This window comes from Streptomyces sp. NPDC003379, from assembly GCF_053589195.1.
Genome location: NZ_JBSFRK010000002.1, coordinates 138,500 through 153,472, shown reverse-complemented (window position 1 = coordinate 153,472; position 14,973 = coordinate 138,500). Strand labels below are relative to the sequence as shown.

Annotated in this window: 15 protein-coding genes, 1 tRNA gene and 1 riboswitch; of the genes, 10 read left to right on the top strand and 6 right to left on the bottom strand. The window is 70.2% G+C overall.

The features are described from left to right. Nucleotides 1-483 precede the first annotated feature (483 nt). The 3 genes from rph (at nt 484) to rdgB (ending at nt 2,347) form a co-directional block, all read left to right on the top strand. The gene (gene rph / locus ACWDVB_RS03235; protein ID WP_451515588.1) at nt 484-1,230 is read left to right on the top strand and encodes a ribonuclease PH; all 747 of its coding nucleotides are present in this window, start codon (nt 484-486) and stop codon (nt 1,228-1,230) included. Nucleotides 1,231-1,338: 108 nt separating this feature from the next. Beyond that, nucleotides 1,339-1,734, top strand: a complete 396-nt coding sequence (locus tag ACWDVB_RS03230; protein ID WP_451515589.1) for a hypothetical protein — start codon at nt 1,339-1,341, stop codon at nt 1,732-1,734. Between the two features lie 10 nt (nt 1,735-1,744). After that, nucleotides 1,745-2,347 (top strand): RdgB/HAM1 family non-canonical purine NTP pyrophosphatase, encoded by a 603-nt coding sequence (rdgB, locus tag ACWDVB_RS03225; RefSeq protein ID WP_451515590.1) that lies wholly within the window; start codon nt 1,745-1,747, stop codon nt 2,345-2,347. 56 nt (nt 2,348-2,403) lie between these two features. On the opposite strand, the gene ACWDVB_RS03220 is transcribed toward rdgB, so the two are convergent. The 4 genes from ACWDVB_RS03220 to bcp all read right to left on the bottom strand — a co-directional run bounded on the left by ACWDVB_RS03220 (nt 2,404) and on the right by bcp (nt 5,830). Then, nucleotides 2,404-2,488: transfer RNA gene (locus tag ACWDVB_RS03220), tRNA-Leu, on the bottom strand. Nucleotides 2,489-2,521: 33 nt separating this feature from the next. Next, nucleotides 2,522-3,511, bottom strand: a complete 990-nt coding sequence (locus ACWDVB_RS03215) for an HNH endonuclease (RefSeq protein ID WP_451515591.1) — start codon at nt 3,509-3,511, stop codon at nt 2,522-2,524. Between the two features lie 200 nt (nt 3,512-3,711). Continuing rightward, entirely contained in the window at nt 3,712-5,208 is a 1,497-nt protein-coding gene (gene proP, locus ACWDVB_RS03210) for a glycine betaine/L-proline transporter ProP (protein WP_451515592.1), read from the bottom strand. A gap of 154 nt (nt 5,209-5,362) precedes the next feature. Beyond that, nucleotides 5,363-5,830, bottom strand: coding sequence for a thioredoxin-dependent thiol peroxidase (bcp, locus tag ACWDVB_RS03205; protein ID WP_451515593.1), 468 nt, complete (start codon nt 5,828-5,830; stop codon nt 5,363-5,365). Between the two features lie 144 nt (nt 5,831-5,974). On the opposite strand from bcp, the gene ACWDVB_RS03200 reads away from it, so the two are divergent. The 3 genes from ACWDVB_RS03200 to ACWDVB_RS03190 all read left to right on the top strand — a co-directional run bounded on the left by ACWDVB_RS03200 (nt 5,975) and on the right by ACWDVB_RS03190 (nt 7,157). Continuing rightward, nucleotides 5,975-6,295: a DUF3618 domain-containing protein gene (locus tag ACWDVB_RS03200; RefSeq protein ID WP_451515594.1), complete on the top strand. Its 321-nt coding sequence runs from the start codon at nt 5,975-5,977 to the stop codon at nt 6,293-6,295. A 44-nt stretch (nt 6,296-6,339) separates the two neighbouring features. Further along, a complete protein-coding gene (locus tag ACWDVB_RS03195; protein ID WP_030793504.1) occupies nt 6,340-6,684 on the top strand; it encodes a GroES family chaperonin in 345 nt (114 codons plus the stop codon). Nucleotides 6,685-6,741: 57 nt separating this feature from the next. After that, nucleotides 6,742-6,807, top strand: a riboswitch (guanidine-III (ykkC-III) riboswitch). Nucleotides 6,808-6,836: 29 nt separating this feature from the next. Beyond that, nucleotides 6,837-7,157, top strand: coding sequence for a DMT family transporter (locus tag ACWDVB_RS03190; RefSeq protein WP_451515595.1), 321 nt, complete (start codon nt 6,837-6,839; stop codon nt 7,155-7,157). Between the two features lie 19 nt (nt 7,158-7,176). Here ACWDVB_RS03190 and ACWDVB_RS03185 read toward each other — a convergent pair whose 3' ends face one another. Next, nucleotides 7,177-9,558 (bottom strand): transglycosylase domain-containing protein, encoded by a 2,382-nt coding sequence (locus tag ACWDVB_RS03185; RefSeq protein WP_451515596.1) that lies wholly within the window; start codon nt 9,556-9,558, stop codon nt 7,177-7,179. A gap of 185 nt (nt 9,559-9,743) precedes the next feature. Here ACWDVB_RS03185 and ACWDVB_RS03180 point away from each other — a divergent pair, with 185 nt between their 5' ends. From ACWDVB_RS03180 to ACWDVB_RS03165, 4 genes are all read left to right on the top strand, one after another. After that, nucleotides 9,744-10,565 (top strand): ABC transporter permease, encoded by an 822-nt coding sequence (locus tag ACWDVB_RS03180; RefSeq protein WP_451515597.1) that lies wholly within the window; start codon nt 9,744-9,746, stop codon nt 10,563-10,565. A 469-nt stretch (nt 10,566-11,034) separates the two neighbouring features. Next, entirely contained in the window at nt 11,035-11,799 is a 765-nt protein-coding gene (locus ACWDVB_RS03175) for an ABC transporter permease (RefSeq protein WP_451515715.1), read from the top strand. 12 nt (nt 11,800-11,811) lie between these two features. Beyond that, nucleotides 11,812-12,771, top strand: coding sequence for an ABC transporter ATP-binding protein (locus ACWDVB_RS03170; RefSeq protein ID WP_451515716.1), 960 nt, complete (start codon nt 11,812-11,814; stop codon nt 12,769-12,771). Between the two features lie 10 nt (nt 12,772-12,781). Next, entirely contained in the window at nt 12,782-13,465 is a 684-nt protein-coding gene (locus ACWDVB_RS03165; protein ID WP_451515598.1) for a DUF1707 SHOCT-like domain-containing protein, read from the top strand. A gap of 79 nt (nt 13,466-13,544) precedes the next feature. Here the strand turns inward: ACWDVB_RS03165 and ACWDVB_RS03160 are convergent, their stop codons facing one another. Continuing rightward, on the bottom strand, nt 13,545-14,867 hold the full coding sequence (locus ACWDVB_RS03160; protein ID WP_451515599.1) for a GDSL-type esterase/lipase family protein: 1,323 nt from the start codon (nt 14,865-14,867) through the stop codon (nt 13,545-13,547). Between the last annotated feature and the right edge of the window lie 106 nt (nt 14,868-14,973).

The following is a 14,973-nucleotide window of genomic DNA, read 5'->3' as shown; positions in this document are numbered from 1 at the left end:
CGCACCGAGGGGCCCGCACCGAGGGGCCTGCACCGCGAGCACCCGCACCGCGAGACCCGCACCGCGAGCACCCGCACCGCGAGACCCGCACCGAGAGGCCCGCACCGAGGGGCCCGCACCGAGGGGCCTGCACCGCGAGCACCCGCACCGCGAGACCCGCACCGCGAGCACCCGCACCGCGAGACCCGCACCGAGGGGCCCGCACCGGGAGCACCCGCACCGCGAGCACCCGCACCGCGAGACCCGCACCGAGGGGCCCGCACCGGGAGCACCCGCACCGAGAGGCCCGCACCGCGAGCATCCGCACCGCGAGCACCCGCACCGCGAGACCCACCCGAGGGGCCCGCACCGCGAGACCCGCACCGAGAGGCCCCGTCCGCAGCACTGGACGGGGCCTCTCGCACGGAAGAGCGAGCCCGTCCCGCAGACCACAGCACCCAAGGGCGGCAACTCGCGGGCCCGCTCAAAGGCTAGGCTCGACGCATGTCCTCTACGCCCTCGCCCCGCATTGACGGCCGCGCCCCCGCACAGCTCCGCCCCGTCACCATCGAACGCGGCTGGAGCAAGCACGCCGAGGGCTCCGTCCTCATCTCCTTCGGCGACACCAAGGTCTTCTGCACCGCCTCCGTCACCGAAGGCGTCCCGCGCTGGCGCAAGGGCAGCGGCGAGGGCTGGGTCACCGCCGAATACTCGATGCTGCCCCGCTCCACCAACACCCGCGGCGACCGCGAAGCCGTCCGCGGCAAGATCGGCGGCCGCACCCACGAGATCTCCCGCCTCATCGGCCGCAGCCTCCGCGCCGTCATCGACCACAAGTCGCTCGGCGAGAACACCATCGTCCTCGACTGCGACGTCCTCCAGGCCGACGGCGGCACCCGCACCGCCGCCATCACCGGCGCGTACGTCGCCCTCGCCGACGCCGTCGCCTGGGCCCAGGGCAAGAAGATCGTCAAGGCCGGCCGCAAGCCCCTCACCGACACCGTCTCCGCCGTCTCCGTCGGCATCGTCGGCGGCGTACCCCTCCTCGACCTCTGCTACGAGGAGGACGTCAGGGCCGACACCGACATGAACGTCGTCTGCACCGGCGACGGCCGCTTCGTCGAGGTCCAGGGCACCGCCGAGGCCGAGCCCTTCGACCGCAAGGAACTCAACGCGCTCCTCGACCTCGCCGTCGGCGGCTGCGAGGACCTCGCCGCCGTCCAGCGCGAGGCGCTCGAAGCGACGCGATAGCGACGTAGGTCACGCCGAGCAACCAACCACCCGCGCCCGGCGTTGTAACGAGTACGGGCGCACGGGCAGAACCGTGCGTCCGTACGCACCCCGGGGAGGGACCGAACCATGGCCGCGCGCCACCGTCGTATCGCCACCGCTGTCGCCACAGCCCTGATCGTCGTACCGGCAGGCGTCGGCCTCGTCGGCTGCGACGCCGTCTCCAAGGCCCTGGACTGCGTCCAGACCGCGGACACCATCGCCGACAGCGTCACCGACCTGCAACAGGCCGTCTCGAACGCCGCCGACAACCCCGCCGAGGCGGACCGGGCGCTCGACGACATCGGCAAGAACCTCGACAAGATCGACGACAAGACCGACGACGCCGACGTGGGCAAGGCCGTCGACGACCTCGACAAGGCCGTCGACAACGTCCGCGACGCCATCAAGAACGGCGACAACACTCCTGACGTCAGCCCGGTCACCGACGCGGCGGGCGAACTGACAAGGGTCTGCACGCCGTAATACTGGGGGCATGACCCGCCTCATCCTCGCCACCCGCAACAACGGCAAGATCACGGAGCTGAAGGCGATCCTCGCCGACGCAGGCCTCACTCATGAGCTCGTCGGCGCGGACGCCTACCCCGAGATCCCCGACGTCAAGGAAACCGGCGTCACCTTCGCCGAGAACGCCCTGCTCAAGGCGCACGCCCTCGCCCGGGCCACCGGCCTGCCCGCCGTCGCCGACGACTCGGGCCTCTGCGTCGACGTCCTCGGCGGAGCCCCCGGCATCTTCTCCGCCCGCTGGTCCGGCCGCCACGGCGACGACCAGGCCAACCTGGCCCTCCTCCTGGCCCAGCTCTCCGACATCCCCCCGAACCACCGCGCCGCCCACTTCGCCTGCGCGGCGGCCCTGGCGCTCCCCGACGGCACGGAGCGAGTGGTGGAGGGCCGACTCCGGGGAGTACTGCGCCAGGCCCCCTCGGGCTCCGGAGGCTTCGGCTACGACCCGATCCTCCAGCCGGACGGCGAGACGCGCACGTGCGCGGAGCTCTCGCCCGCGGAGAAGAACGCGATCAGCCATCGGGGGGAGGCGTTCCGGGGGTTGGTGCCGGTGGTCCGGGAGTTGTTGGGCTGACGCAAACGGGCTGTGCGGCCGGTCTCAAGCCGACCGGCCACACAGCCCGCAAAAAGTGCGGCCGGTGGGACTCGAACCCACACGGGTGTGAACCCACTGGGACCTAAACCCAGCATGACTGCCAAATTCCATCACGGCCGCTCAAAAACGGTCAGTGTGTTTGACCGGCGGCGTTCAGTGTACGGGTAGGGCAGGCTGACCGGCGAGAGGCGGTTGCCCCTTCCGGCGGCACCACGTCTCCGTCAACGCGTGGCAGTTGGGGCACAGATACCGCAGGTTCTCCCGTCGGTTGTCGCGCCAGTCTCCGTTGACGTGGTCGATCTGCAAAGTGACCGACTGCCCCAGCCATTCACCGGTGCTGCCACACCACGCGCATTGGTACGGGACTCCGATTTCGGTCAGGGCCCGGTGGAGCTGGGGCCTCCTGGTCCGCCCGGCGTCGTCCGGCAGTACGACCAACACCCGGTGTGCGGTCGACGGTGGTGCGGGGCGCTCCGGCTGCCCCCAAGCCCTGCGTTTGAAGTGACTCGTGTCGAGATGGAGGCGTGCCGCCGTGCGGCGGACACGGCGGTGATTCGTGTCGTTGACCTCCATGCCGAGACCACGCATCACATCGGCATAGCTCGTGCAGCTCCGTACCAGGTCGCGCAGGTCTTCCTCCCGGATGAGTAGACGCTGGTGGGAGAAGTGCCTGGTGTCGATGTGCTGAGCGCGCAGCATGCGACTCAGTGTTGCGCGGGAGCGGCTGTCGTCCGGCACGCTCAACGCGCGAGCCACGCCGCGCACACTGGTGGCCGTCAAGGCCGCCGTCCGCAGTTCCTCGGTGGTGACGGGAAGGTCCACCTCGGGACGGTCGATGCCAGGGAAGTGGCTGATGTCGATGCCTGCGGTGCCGATACGGCGCCGGATGTGGGAGAGCGTCCCTGTAGCCGGTGTGGCACCCAGCTTCAGTGCTACTTCGCGCAGGGAAGTCGATGACGCTGCGGCTTCGGCAATGGCGGCGTCCGGATACTTACGCCATGGGCTGCGTTTGGCGAAGTGGCTCGTGTCGAGCCCATGCTGGATCACCTTCTCCTGCAACACGCGGCGCTGCCCGCCGCTCGTCCCGAGGCCCAGGCGGCGCATCAGATCGGCCCAGTTGCGTGCCTCAGCGACCATCGCCATGAGGTGACTCTTGCTGTAGACGCCCTCCGGGCGTTCCCTGGTGTACCGGCTGACCGGCATCTGCCCCTCCGTATCCGGCCACCCGTTCGCGGCCTCGTACGGAGTAACGAACCGAAAATCGGACCGTCACGCCCGAAATGCGGAACGGCCCACCCCACTTGCAGCTGGGGCGGGCCGTTCCGGAAGGGGTCGGCAGGAGCTCAGAACTTCGGGGCCGTCGCCTGGGCCTCCACCAGTTCCGCCGCCTCCCTCTTCGTCTCCACCGACGGCGGTGAGCCCGAGAGTGGCTTCTGGGCCGTTTCCTTCATGCAGGCCACCGCGATGACGCCGACGACGGCCGCCGCCATCGAGTAGTACGCCGGGACCATGTCCGTGCCCGTGATGCTGATCAGGGACGTGATCACCAGGGGGGCCGTGCCGCCGAAGAGGGAGGCGGAGAGGTTGTAGCCGACGGAGAGGGAGCCGTAGCGGACGGAGGTGGGGAAGAGGGCCGGGAGCGTCGCCGACATCGTGCCGAGGAGGCAGACCAGGGAGAGGCCGAGCAGGAGCATGCCGCCGGAGACGGCCACGAGGCTGCCCTGCTTGATCAGGAGGAATGCCGGGACGGACAGGACCAGGAAGCTCAGCATGCCCGTCATCAGCAGCGGCTTGCGGCCGAAGTGGTCGGACAGCTTGCCCACCTGGTTGATGATCAGCATCAGGACGATCATCGTGCCGATGAGGATCAGCAGGCCGTGGGAGTCGTCGTAGCCGAGTTCGTCGGAGAGGTACGTCGGCATGTACGACAGCAGCATGTAGTCGGTGACGTTGTACGCGCCGACCAGCGCGACGCAGAGGATCAGCGTCGGCCAGTGGTTCCGGAAGATCTTCGCGAGGTCACCCTTGGCCGTGGTCTCCACGGTGGAGGCGCCTTCGGACGCCGAGTGGAAGGTGGCGTCCTCCATTTTCTGGAATGCCGGTGTCTCGTCGAGCTTGAGACGCAGGTAGAGGCCTACGAGGCCGAGCGGTCCGGCGACGAGGAACGGGATGCGCCAGCCCCAGGACTCCATGGCGTCCGAGCCGAGGGCGCTGTTGAGGATGAGGACGAGTCCGGCCGCGCCCGTGTAGCCGGCCAGCGTGCCCAGCTCCAGGAAGCTGCCGAAGTAGCCGCGCCGCTTGTCGGGGGCGTACTCGGCGATGAAGGTGGAGGCGCCGCCGTACTCGCCGCCCGTGGAGAAGCCCTGGACCAGGCGGAAGAGGATCAGCAGGACCGGCGCCCAGAAGCCGATCGTGGCGTAGGACGGGATCAGGCCGATGGCGAGCGTGCCGATCGCCATCATGATCATCGTCAGGGCGAGGACCTTCTTGCGGCCGATCTTGTCGCCCATCGGGCCGAACACCATGCCGCCGATGGGGCGGACCAGGAAGGACACCGCGAAGGTCGCGAAGGAGGAGATCAGCTGGACCGTGTCGTTCCCGGATGGAAAGAACACATGGCCGATGGTGACGGCCAGATAGCTGTAGATGCCGAAGTCGAACCACTCCATGGCATTGCCGAGCGAGGCCGCCTTCACCGCCCGCTTCACCGCGGCCTCGTCCGTGACCGTGATGTCGGTGCGGCGCAGCGGCGGGTTCTTGCGCCGGTCGGCGGCCCGGAACAGGGAGCGGTGGCGTTTGACCGCCGCTGTATCGGCCTCGGTCTCTTCGTGGGCCGCCATGGAGTGGTTCCTTTCGTTCTTCGGACGTGCTCCCCCCGGGATCACTTGCTCGAACATCGCCCGCGCAAACGAAAGCCCCCCGCGAGGGGGGCTTTGTCACACCGTTTTGTCACAGCGCTTTGTCATAGGGCGGGGCTCGCCCGGGGGGCGTCGCTCAGACGCCCAGGTCCCTGATGATCTTCGCCACGTGGCCCGTCGCCTTCACGTTGTAGAACGCGTGCTCGACCTTGCCCTGCTCGTCGACCACGACGGTCGAGCGGATGACGCCGGTCACCGTCTTGCCGTACAGCTTCTTCTCGCCGAAGGCGCCGTACGCCTCCAGGGTCTCCTTGGACGGGTCGCCGACCAGCGTGACCTTGAGGCTCTCCTGCTCACGGAACTTCGCGAGCTTCTCCGGCTTGTCCGGCGACACGCCGATGACGTCGTAACCGGCCGCCGCGAGCACGTCGAGGTTGTCGGTGAAGTCGCACGCCTGCTTGGTGCAGCCGGGGGTCAGGGCGGCCGGGTAGAAGTAGACGATGACCTTGCGGCCCTTGTGGTCGGCCAGCGAGACGTCCTTGCCGTCGGCGTCGGGCAGGGTGAAGGCGGGGGCGGTGTCGCCGGGCTGCAGTCGCTCGCTCATCTTCGGTCTCCTCGCAAGGGGCGTGAAAGGTGTGGTGACGGAGTCGAGCGTAATAGGGGTGCCGTGGGGTGCGGCGCGCGTGAAGCTGACAGACTGTGGGCACAGATCACGTCCACACAATCGATACGACCTGGAGGCAGCGCGGTGTCGGATGCCAGGACCCCTGCGCAGATCGAGGCGGACATCAAGCGCCGGCGCGACCAGCTGGCCGAGACGCTCGACGAGATCGGGGTGCGCGTCCACCCGAAGACGATCGTCGGCGACGCGAAGGCGAAGGTCGTGTCGAGTGTGGACAACTCACTTGGCCGGGCGTATGTCGGGGCGAACCGATTCGTCTCGGACGTGAAGGGCCGGTTCGTCGCGGAGGACGGTTCGCCCCGCATCGAGCGGATCGTCCCGGTGGCTCTGGTGGCCGTGGGCGTCGTCGGGCTGCTCGTGGTGGGTTCGCGGCGGCGCGACAGCTGACCCGGGGGGCCGCATACGGCGCCGGGGCAGGTAGGTTCGGTGGCGTGAGCGAGAAGACCCACCACGACGACAAGCTGCCCATCCGGATGCTGCACGACCGCGTGCTCGTGCGGCAGGACACCAGCGAGGGCGAGCGCCGCTCCGGCGGCGGCATCCTGATCCCCGCGACCGCGGCCGTGGGCCGGCGGCTCGCCTGGGCCGAGGTGGTCGCGGTCGGGCAGAACGTACGTACGGTCGAGCCGGGTGACCGGGTCCTGTACGACCCGGAGGACCGCGCCGAGGTCGAGGTGCGGGGCGTGGCGTACGTCCTGATGCGCGAGCGCGATCTGCACGCCGTGGCCGCCGACCGTTTCGAGGGTTCCGAGGACTCGACGGGTCTGTACCTGTAGAGCAGGTGCCAGGGGCTGGACCGCTGGTGACCACTGTCACCAGCCCCTCACGTATGGCCTTTGCTACCGTGGAACGACCCCGACGAGACGCGCCGTACCGGGTTTCCGCAAAGACGACGCACCCCTTCTCTCTACTCGTCGGAGGTGCCGTCATGGCCTGGGTTCTGTTGATCGTCGCCGGTCTGCTCGAAGTGGGCTGGTCGATCGGGATGAAGTACACGGACGGGTTCACGCGGCTGTGGCCGAGCGTGTTCACGGGCGCGGGCATCGTCGCGAGCATGCTGCTCCTGTCGTACGCCGCCAAGTCGCTGCCCATCGGTACCGCGTACGGCGTGTGGGTGGGCATCGGCGCAGCCGGTGCGGCGGTGCTCGGCATGGTGATCCTGGGCGAGCCCGTCACCGCCGCCCGGATCTTCTTCGTGTGTCTGCTGCTGGTCGCTGTCGTCGGCCTGAAGGCCACTTCGGGGCACTGACCGTGCCCCGACACAGGCCCTAGCCGTCCGTCAGGCCGCCGAGCGCCCCGCCGACCGCGCCGTCGCCGGTCCCTCCTCCGGTGTCGGTGCCGCCGCCCGTCGGGCCGCCCTGGGCGGCGCCTCCGTCGAGTGTGCCTCCGTCGAGCATGCCTCCATCGAGCGTGCCGCCGTCGGTCTGGTCACCCGTCTGGCCGCCGGTCTGCCCGCCGGGGTCCTGGCCGCCGTCCGTGGTGGCGCCGCCGGTGACCTGTCCGCCGGTGGTGGCGCCCCCGTCGGTGGGGCCGCCGTCCGTCGTGCCGCCGTCGGTGGGGTCGTCGGTGGTGGGGCCGCCCGTCTCCGGTTCCTGGGTGCCGCCGGTGGCCGGGTCGGTCGGCGGCGGCGTGTCCGCGCCCCGCGCCACCTCCAGGTCGAAGTCCTTGACCGGCTTGCCCTCCAGGGCGGACTTGGTGAACTGCGCCCAGACGCGGGCCGGGTAGGCGCCGCCGTTGATGCGGGACTCGCCGAGCGCGCCGTACAGCGGGGTGTGCGCGCCGGTGTCCGGGTCCTGGCCCATGACGGCGACGACCGTGGCGAGGTCGGGGGTGTATCCGGCGAACCAGGCCGCGGTGTCGTTCTCGGCGGTGCCGGTCTTGCCCGCGGCGGGGCGGCCCGCGCCCTGGGCCGCCGTGCCGGTGCCGCCCTGCACGACGCTGCGCAGGACGGAGGTGGTGGTGTCGGCGGCCTCGCGGGTCACGGCCTGCTCGGTCTCCTGCTCCGGCAGGTCGATCTCCACGCCGTCCTTGGTGATCTTCTCGACGAGCGTGTACGTGCCGTGCTCGCCGTGGTTGGCCAGGGTCGCGTACGCCTCGGCCATGTCGAGGACGCTCGCGGTGGACGGGCCGAGCGCGATGGAGGGGGAGGCGGTGAGGTCCGGGGTCTTCTCCGGGACACCGAGGGCGATCGCGGTGTCCTTGACCTTGTCGGCGCCGACGTCGACGGCCATCTGCGCGTACACCGAGTTCACGGACTTGTCGGTGGCCTCGCGGACGGTGGTGTCGCCGTAGGACACCTGGTCCTCGTTCTCGGGGGCGTACGCGCCGCCGCTCCAGCCCTGCACGGGGCGCTTGTTGGTGCCGTCGTAGACGGTGTTCGGGGTGATGGGGCGGCCGTCCTGGGTGACGGAGCCGTTCTCGACCGCGGAGGTGAACACGAACGGCTTGAAGGTGGAGCCGACCTGGTAGTCGCGGCGGGTCGCGTTGTTGACGTACTGCTTGGTGTAGTCGATGCCGCCGTACATCGCGACGACCTTGCCGGTGGCCGGGTCGATGGAGGCGCCGCCCGCGCGGACGTTGCGGTCGACCTTGCGGGCGCCCTTGTCGACCTTCGACATCACCTGGTCGTCGACGGCCTTCTTGAAGGCGTCCTGGCGGTCTCTTTGGAGGGTCGTGGTGATGCGGTAGCCGCCCTTGGCGAGGGTCTCCGCATCGATGATCTCGTTGGCGGTGAGGTAGTCCTCGACGGCCTTGACGACGTAGCCGCGCTGGCCGGACAGGCCCGCCGTGCCCTTCGCCTCGTCGGGCATCGGGAACTTGATGCCGGCCCGCTCGGACCTGCTGAGCCAGCCCTCCTTGACCATGCCGTCCAGGACGTAGTTCCAGCGGCCCGTCGCGCGCTGCTTGTTCTCGGGGTGCGTGGCTACGTCGTACGCGTTGGGGGAGTTGAGGAGCGTCGCGAGGTAGGCGCCCTCGGCGGTGGAGAGCTCCTTGACGTTCTTGCCGTAGTACGCCTGGGCGGCGGCCTGCACGCCGTACGCGTTGCGGCCGAAGTAGCTGGTGTTCAGATAGCCGGAGAGGATCTCGCCCTTGCTCACCTCGCGGTCCAGCTTGATGGAGATGAAGAACTCCTTCACCTTGCGGGTGACCGTCTGCTCCTGGCCCAGGTAGTAGTTCTTCACGTACTGCTGGGTGATCGTGGAGCCGGACTGCTTGCCCTTGCCGGTGACGGTGTTCCAGGCGGCCCGGATCATCGCCTTCGGGTCGACCGCGGACTCGCTGTAGAAGTCGCGGTCCTCGGCGGCGAGCACGGAGCGCTGGACGCTCAGGGGGATCTGCGTGAGCGGCACCTTCTCGCGGTTCACCTCGCCGTCGCGGGCGATCTCGGTGCCGTCGGCGTACAGGTAGACGTTGCTCTGCTTGGTCGCCGCGGCGTTCGCCGAGGGGATGTCGACCAGCATGTAACCGGCCATGAAGGCGCCCACGACCAGCAGGACGAGCAGGATGAAACCGCCGAGGACCATGCGCCAGGTCGGGAAGATCCGCCGCCAGCCCTTGCGCTTGGGGCGCTTCGGCTTCTTGGCCTTGCCGGTCCCGGTGGCCGCGCCACCCTGTCCGGCGGCGCCCTGCTGCTGCGGCTCGTCGCTCATGTCTCGCGAAACTCCCGGTTAGCGTCGTACGTCCAGTACGCCTCGTAAACCCCATTGCACACTGTCGCCACACGCGTAAGGCACAGGCACGCGTCCCGCGCCGAAAATGCCTGGCGCGAGCGTTCCCGACCACACTACGATCCTGCGCTTTGGCCCGATTCGGGACGAGGCCCACGGTGAGAGGGATGCTTGTGCGCGCAGGACGGTTCCGTTTGTACGCGGCCGTCGCCGAGGGGGGCTTCCGCAGATACGCCACATACCGGATCGCGACCGCGGCGGGGGTGTTCACCAACACCGTCTTCGGGCTGATCCTCGCCTACACCTACATCGCGCTCTGGGACGAGCGGCCGGGCCTCGGCGGGTACGACCAGGCGCAGGCGGTCACGTTCGTCTGGCTCGGGCAGGCGCTGCTCACCGTGATGGCGCTGATGGGCGGCGGCTTCGAGGGCGAGCTGATCGAGCGGATCCGCACCGGGGACATCGCCGTCGACCTGTACCGGCCCGCGGACCTCCAGGCCTGGTGGCTGGCGAGCGATCTGGGGAGGGCCCTGTTCCAGCTGCTCGGGCGGGGGGTCGTGCCGATGGCGATCGGCGCGCTCGTCTTCGACCTGGCGCTGCCCGCCGATCCGCTGCGCTGGCTGGCGTTCCTGCTGGCCGTGGTGCTCGGCGCGCTGGTCAGCTTCGCGCTGCGCTTCCTGGTGGCGCTGACCGCGTTCTGGCTGATGGACGGCGCGGGCGTCACACAGGTGGCGATGCTCGCGGGCACCTTCTTCTCCGGGATGCTGCTGCCGCTGAACGTCTTCCCCGGCGCGCTCGGCGAGATCGCCCGCGCGCTGCCCTGGTCGGCGCTGCTCCAGGTGCCCGCCGACGTGTTCCTCGGCCGGCACACGGGCGTCGACCTGCTCCGCACGTACGCCTTCCAGCTCGGCTGGGCCGCGGCACTCCTGACGGCCGGACGACTGCTGCAGACCGTGGCGACCCGACGGGTGGTGGTGCAGGGTGGGTGACTTGACGCGGGTGCGGTCCGGGCTGGCGCGGGCGCGCTCCTGGGTGGCGAAGGCGCGCTGCGGGTGGGCGAAGGCGTGCTCCGGATCGGCGCGGGTGTGCTGCGGGTCGGCGAAGGCGTGCTCCGGATCGGCGAAGGCGTGTTCCGGGTCGGCGAAGGCGTGCTGCGGATCGGCGCGGGTGTGCTGCGGGTCGGCGAAGGCGTGCTGCGGGTGGGAGAAGGCGTGCTGCGGGTCGGCGAAGGCGTGCTCCGGACCGGCGAAGGCGTGTTCCGGGTCGGCGAAGGCGTGCTGCGGGTCGGCGAAGGCGTGCTGCGGATCGGCGCGGGTGTGCTGCGAGTCGGCGAAGGCGTGCTGCGGGTGGGAGAAGGCGTGCTGCGGGTCGGCGAAGGCGTGCTGCGGATCGGCGAGGGGGCGTTTCAGGCTGGCCGAGGTGCGCACCGGGGTGCGTGCCTATCGGCTGATCTCCGGCATGTGGATCCGCTCCCTCATGGCGTACCGCCTGTCCTTCGCGATGACCGCGCTCGGCAACTTCGCGGTGACCGCGTTCGACTTCGCGGCGATCCTGCTGATGTTCTCCCAGGTGGACCGGCTCGGCGGCTACTCGCTCTCCGAGATCGCCTTCCTGTACGGCGCGTCGTGCACCGCGTTCGGCCTCGCCGACCTGTCCCTCGGCTCCATGGACCGCCTCGGCAAGCGGGTGCGCGACGGCACGCTGGACACGCTTCTCGTACGGCCCGCCCCGGTCATCGCGCAGGTCGCCGCCGACCGGTTCGGGCTGCACCGGCTCGGCCGGCTGACGCAGGGCGCGTTCGTCCTGACGTACGCGCTCGTGGTCCTGGACATCGACTGGACCGCCCCGAAGGCCGCGATGGTGCCGTTGATGCTGCTCAGCGGCGCGGGCATCTTCGGGGCGCTGTTCGTGGCGGGGGCGGCCTTCCAGTTCGTGGCGCGGGACGCGGCGGAGGTGCAGAACGCCTTCACGTACGGCGGCACGACGCTGCTCCAGTACCCGCCGTCCGTCTTCGCCAAGGACCTGGTGCGCGGCGTCACCTTCGTCCTGCCGCTGGCCTTCGTGAACTGGCTGCCCGCGCTGTACGTCCTGGGGCGGCCCTACCCGCTGGACCTGCCGGTGTGGACCGCCTTCACACCCCCGCTGGTCGCCGTCGCCTGCCTCGCTCTCGCCGGTCTCGCCTGGCGCACGGGCCTCCGTTCGTACCGCAGCACAGGGAGCTGAAGTGTCATGGTGATGGACCTCATCGAGCTGGACGGCGTCGAGAAGGTCTTCGACGTACGCAAGAAGACGGGATTCCTGCGGCGCGAGCGGCACGAGGTGCGGGCCGTCGACGGGATCTCGTTCACCGTGCCGCGCGGTGAGATGGTCGGCTACATCGGGCCGAACGGCGCGGGCAAGTCGACGACGATCAAGATGCTGACGGGCATCCTCACGCCGAGCGGCGGCCGACTGCGGGTCGCCGGGATCGACCCCTCCCGCGAACGCACGCGCCTCGCGCACCGCATCGGCGTGGTCTTCGGCCAGCGCACGACCCTGTGGTGGGACCTGCCGCTGATCGACTCGTACCGCCTGATGCACCGCATGTACCGCATCCCGGACGCCCGCTTCCGGGAGAACCTCGACCGCTGCGTCGAACTCCTGGAGCTGGGCCCCCTGTTGGACGTCCCCGTACGCCAGCTCTCCCTCGGCCAGCGGATGCGCGGCGACATCGCGGCGGCGCTCCTGCACGACCCCGAGGTGCTCTATCTGGACGAGCCGACGATCGGCCTGGACGTCATCAGCAAGGCGAAGGTGCGGGGCTTCCTGCGGGACCTGAACGCGGAGACCGGCACGACGGTCCTCCTCACCACCCACGACCTCACCGACATCGAGCAGCTCTGCAAGCGCGTGATGGTCATCGACCACGGGCGTCTCATGTACGACGGTCCGCTCGCCGGGCTGCACGAGGTGGGGGAGAGCGAGCGCACCCTGGTCGTGGACCTGGAGCGGGAACTCCCGCCCATCGAGGTCGAGTCGGCGCGGGTGGTGAGGGTGGAGGGCCCGCGGCAGTGGCTCGCCTTCCCTGCCGCGGAGTCGGCGGCTCCGCTCGTCGCGCGGATCGCGGCCCGGTATCCACTGGCCGATCTGTCGGTCAGGGAGCCCGACATCGAGGCGGTCATCGCCAAGATGTACGCGGACAAGGCGACCTCGTAGGCTGCTCCTCATGAGTGAAGAACTCCCCGACCTGCGGGCCTCCGACGCCGACCGTGAGCGGGTCGCCGAAGTACTCCGGGACGCGATGGCCGAGGGCCGCCTCGACATGACGGAGTTCGAGGAGCGCCTCGACGCCGCGTACAAGGCGCGTACGTACGGCGAGTTGGAGCCGATCACCCGTGACCTGCCGGCGCACGGCGCCGCCAAGGTCTCCATGGTGAAGCGGCCCGGGAGCGACGACCCGGCCGCCGTCGACTGGGCGGCGCGGGTGGTGGACGGCGAGCCCACGTCGACCTTCGGCTTCGCCTTCTGGAGCGGGTTCGGCCGCAAGGGCGGCTGGGTGGTCGGCCGGCGGTTCTCCTCGTTCGTGATGTGGGGCGGCGGTGAGATCGATCTGCGCGAGGCCTACTTCACGGAGCGCGACGTGGAGATCCTCTGCTTCACCGTCATGGGCGGCATCCAGGTCACCGTGCCGCCGGAGATGAACGTCGTGGTCAAGGGCTTCGGCATCATGGGCGGCTTCGACGACCGGGCGACCGGCCCCGGCACGCCCGGCTCGCCCCGCGTGGTCGTCAAGGGCTTCGCCCTGATGGGCGGCGTCGGCGTCGAACGCAAGCTGCGCAGGGCCGAGAAGCTGCGCCTGAAGGAGGAGCGCCGCCGCGAGAAGCTGGAACGCCGTAGGGAGCGCGGCTGAGGGGCCGCGCAAGGGGCGCGGGGAGCGGGGAGCTGCGCGACCAGCCGCAGCCGGCCCCGGCCCCGCAGGTGAAGGGCTGTCAGAGCTCGGCCGCCGCCGACCCCTTCAGGTGCGCGAGGTTGAACGTCTCCGCCATCTTGCGGTAGCCCGCGTCCGAGGGGTGCAGATGGTCGCCCGAGTCGTACCGCTCCCGCAGCGTGCGCGGGTCGTACGGGTCGCGCAGGGCGCGGTCGAAGTCGACGAAGTCGTCGAAGACCTTGCCCGAGCGGATCTGGTCGTTCACGGACTGGCGCACCGCTTCGAGAGCGGGTTCGTAGCCGCGGTGGCCGCCGAACGGCATCAGCGTGGCGCCGACGACGCGCAGGCCGCGGGTGTGCGCCTGGCGGGTCAGTTCGCGCAGGCCCTCGATGATGCGGTCCGGGTTGTTCTGGTGCGGGTTGCGCAGGATGTCGTTGACACCGAGAGCTATGACGACGGCCTTGACGCCCGTGCGGTCCAGGACGTCACGGTCGAAGCGGGAGAGGCCGCTCGGGTTGGCGGCGGGCCGCCCGCGCCCGTCGGACAGGACGCGGTTGCCGCTGATTCCCTGGTTCACGACGCCGTAGCGGGGCGCGCCGGACTCGGCGCGCATCCGGTCGGCCAGGACGTCGGTCCAGCGGCGGTTGGCGCCCATCGTGGACGTGATGCCGTCGGTGATGGAGTCGCCGAAGACGACGACGGTGCCGTCGGTCTCGTGGCTCAGCACGTCCACCGCGGAGAGGTAGCGCCAGAACGGGCTCTGCTCGGTGTAGGCGTCGCCTGCCGGGTCCTCGGTGCGGTCACCCTCCGCCACGTAGCTGATCTGGCGTGCGTGCGGGTGGTAGGTGACGGGGCCCGAGGGGGTCGGCGAGTACGTCGTGACCAGCAGGTCGGAGTCGTGCGGGACGCGCAGACGGGCGGCGTCGCTCATCACCTGGGCGCCCGGCGGGATCACCACCGAGGTGTTGCCGTCGAACGTGAGGCGGCGCAGCGTGCCGGGCGCGGCGGCCGGGTCGTTCGACGCGGAGGCCAGCGCGAGCGAGGCGTGCGTGATGCTCAGCGGCGTGGTTCCGTAGAGGTTCGACAGGGTGATGCGGGCGCTCTCGCCGCCGACGCTGGTGTGCACGACGTTGCGGAGGGAGCGGCCGGCGAAGCCCTTGCGTTCGGTGCCCGGCTCGGCCCCCGCGGGGGAGGCGGACCAGGAGCCGACCCAGGTGCCGGAGGAGGCGGGTGCCGCGGAGTTGCGAGGGGTGTGCGGACCCGCGCTGATGGTGTCCTGCGAGCCGTCGTCGGTGCCGGTGACGCCGACGTATATGGCGGCGGAAATCACCACTATGACCGCGATGACCGCGGCGAGAAGGGCATAACCGTGACGCTTGGTCATGCGGGCTCTTTCTCCTCGGGCAGGGGGAGCCCCGAGGCTCCGGTGTGATCACCCCATGATGCGGCATGGGCCGTGAGGCGGCCGACACTGCCCCCCTCTGCCCTTA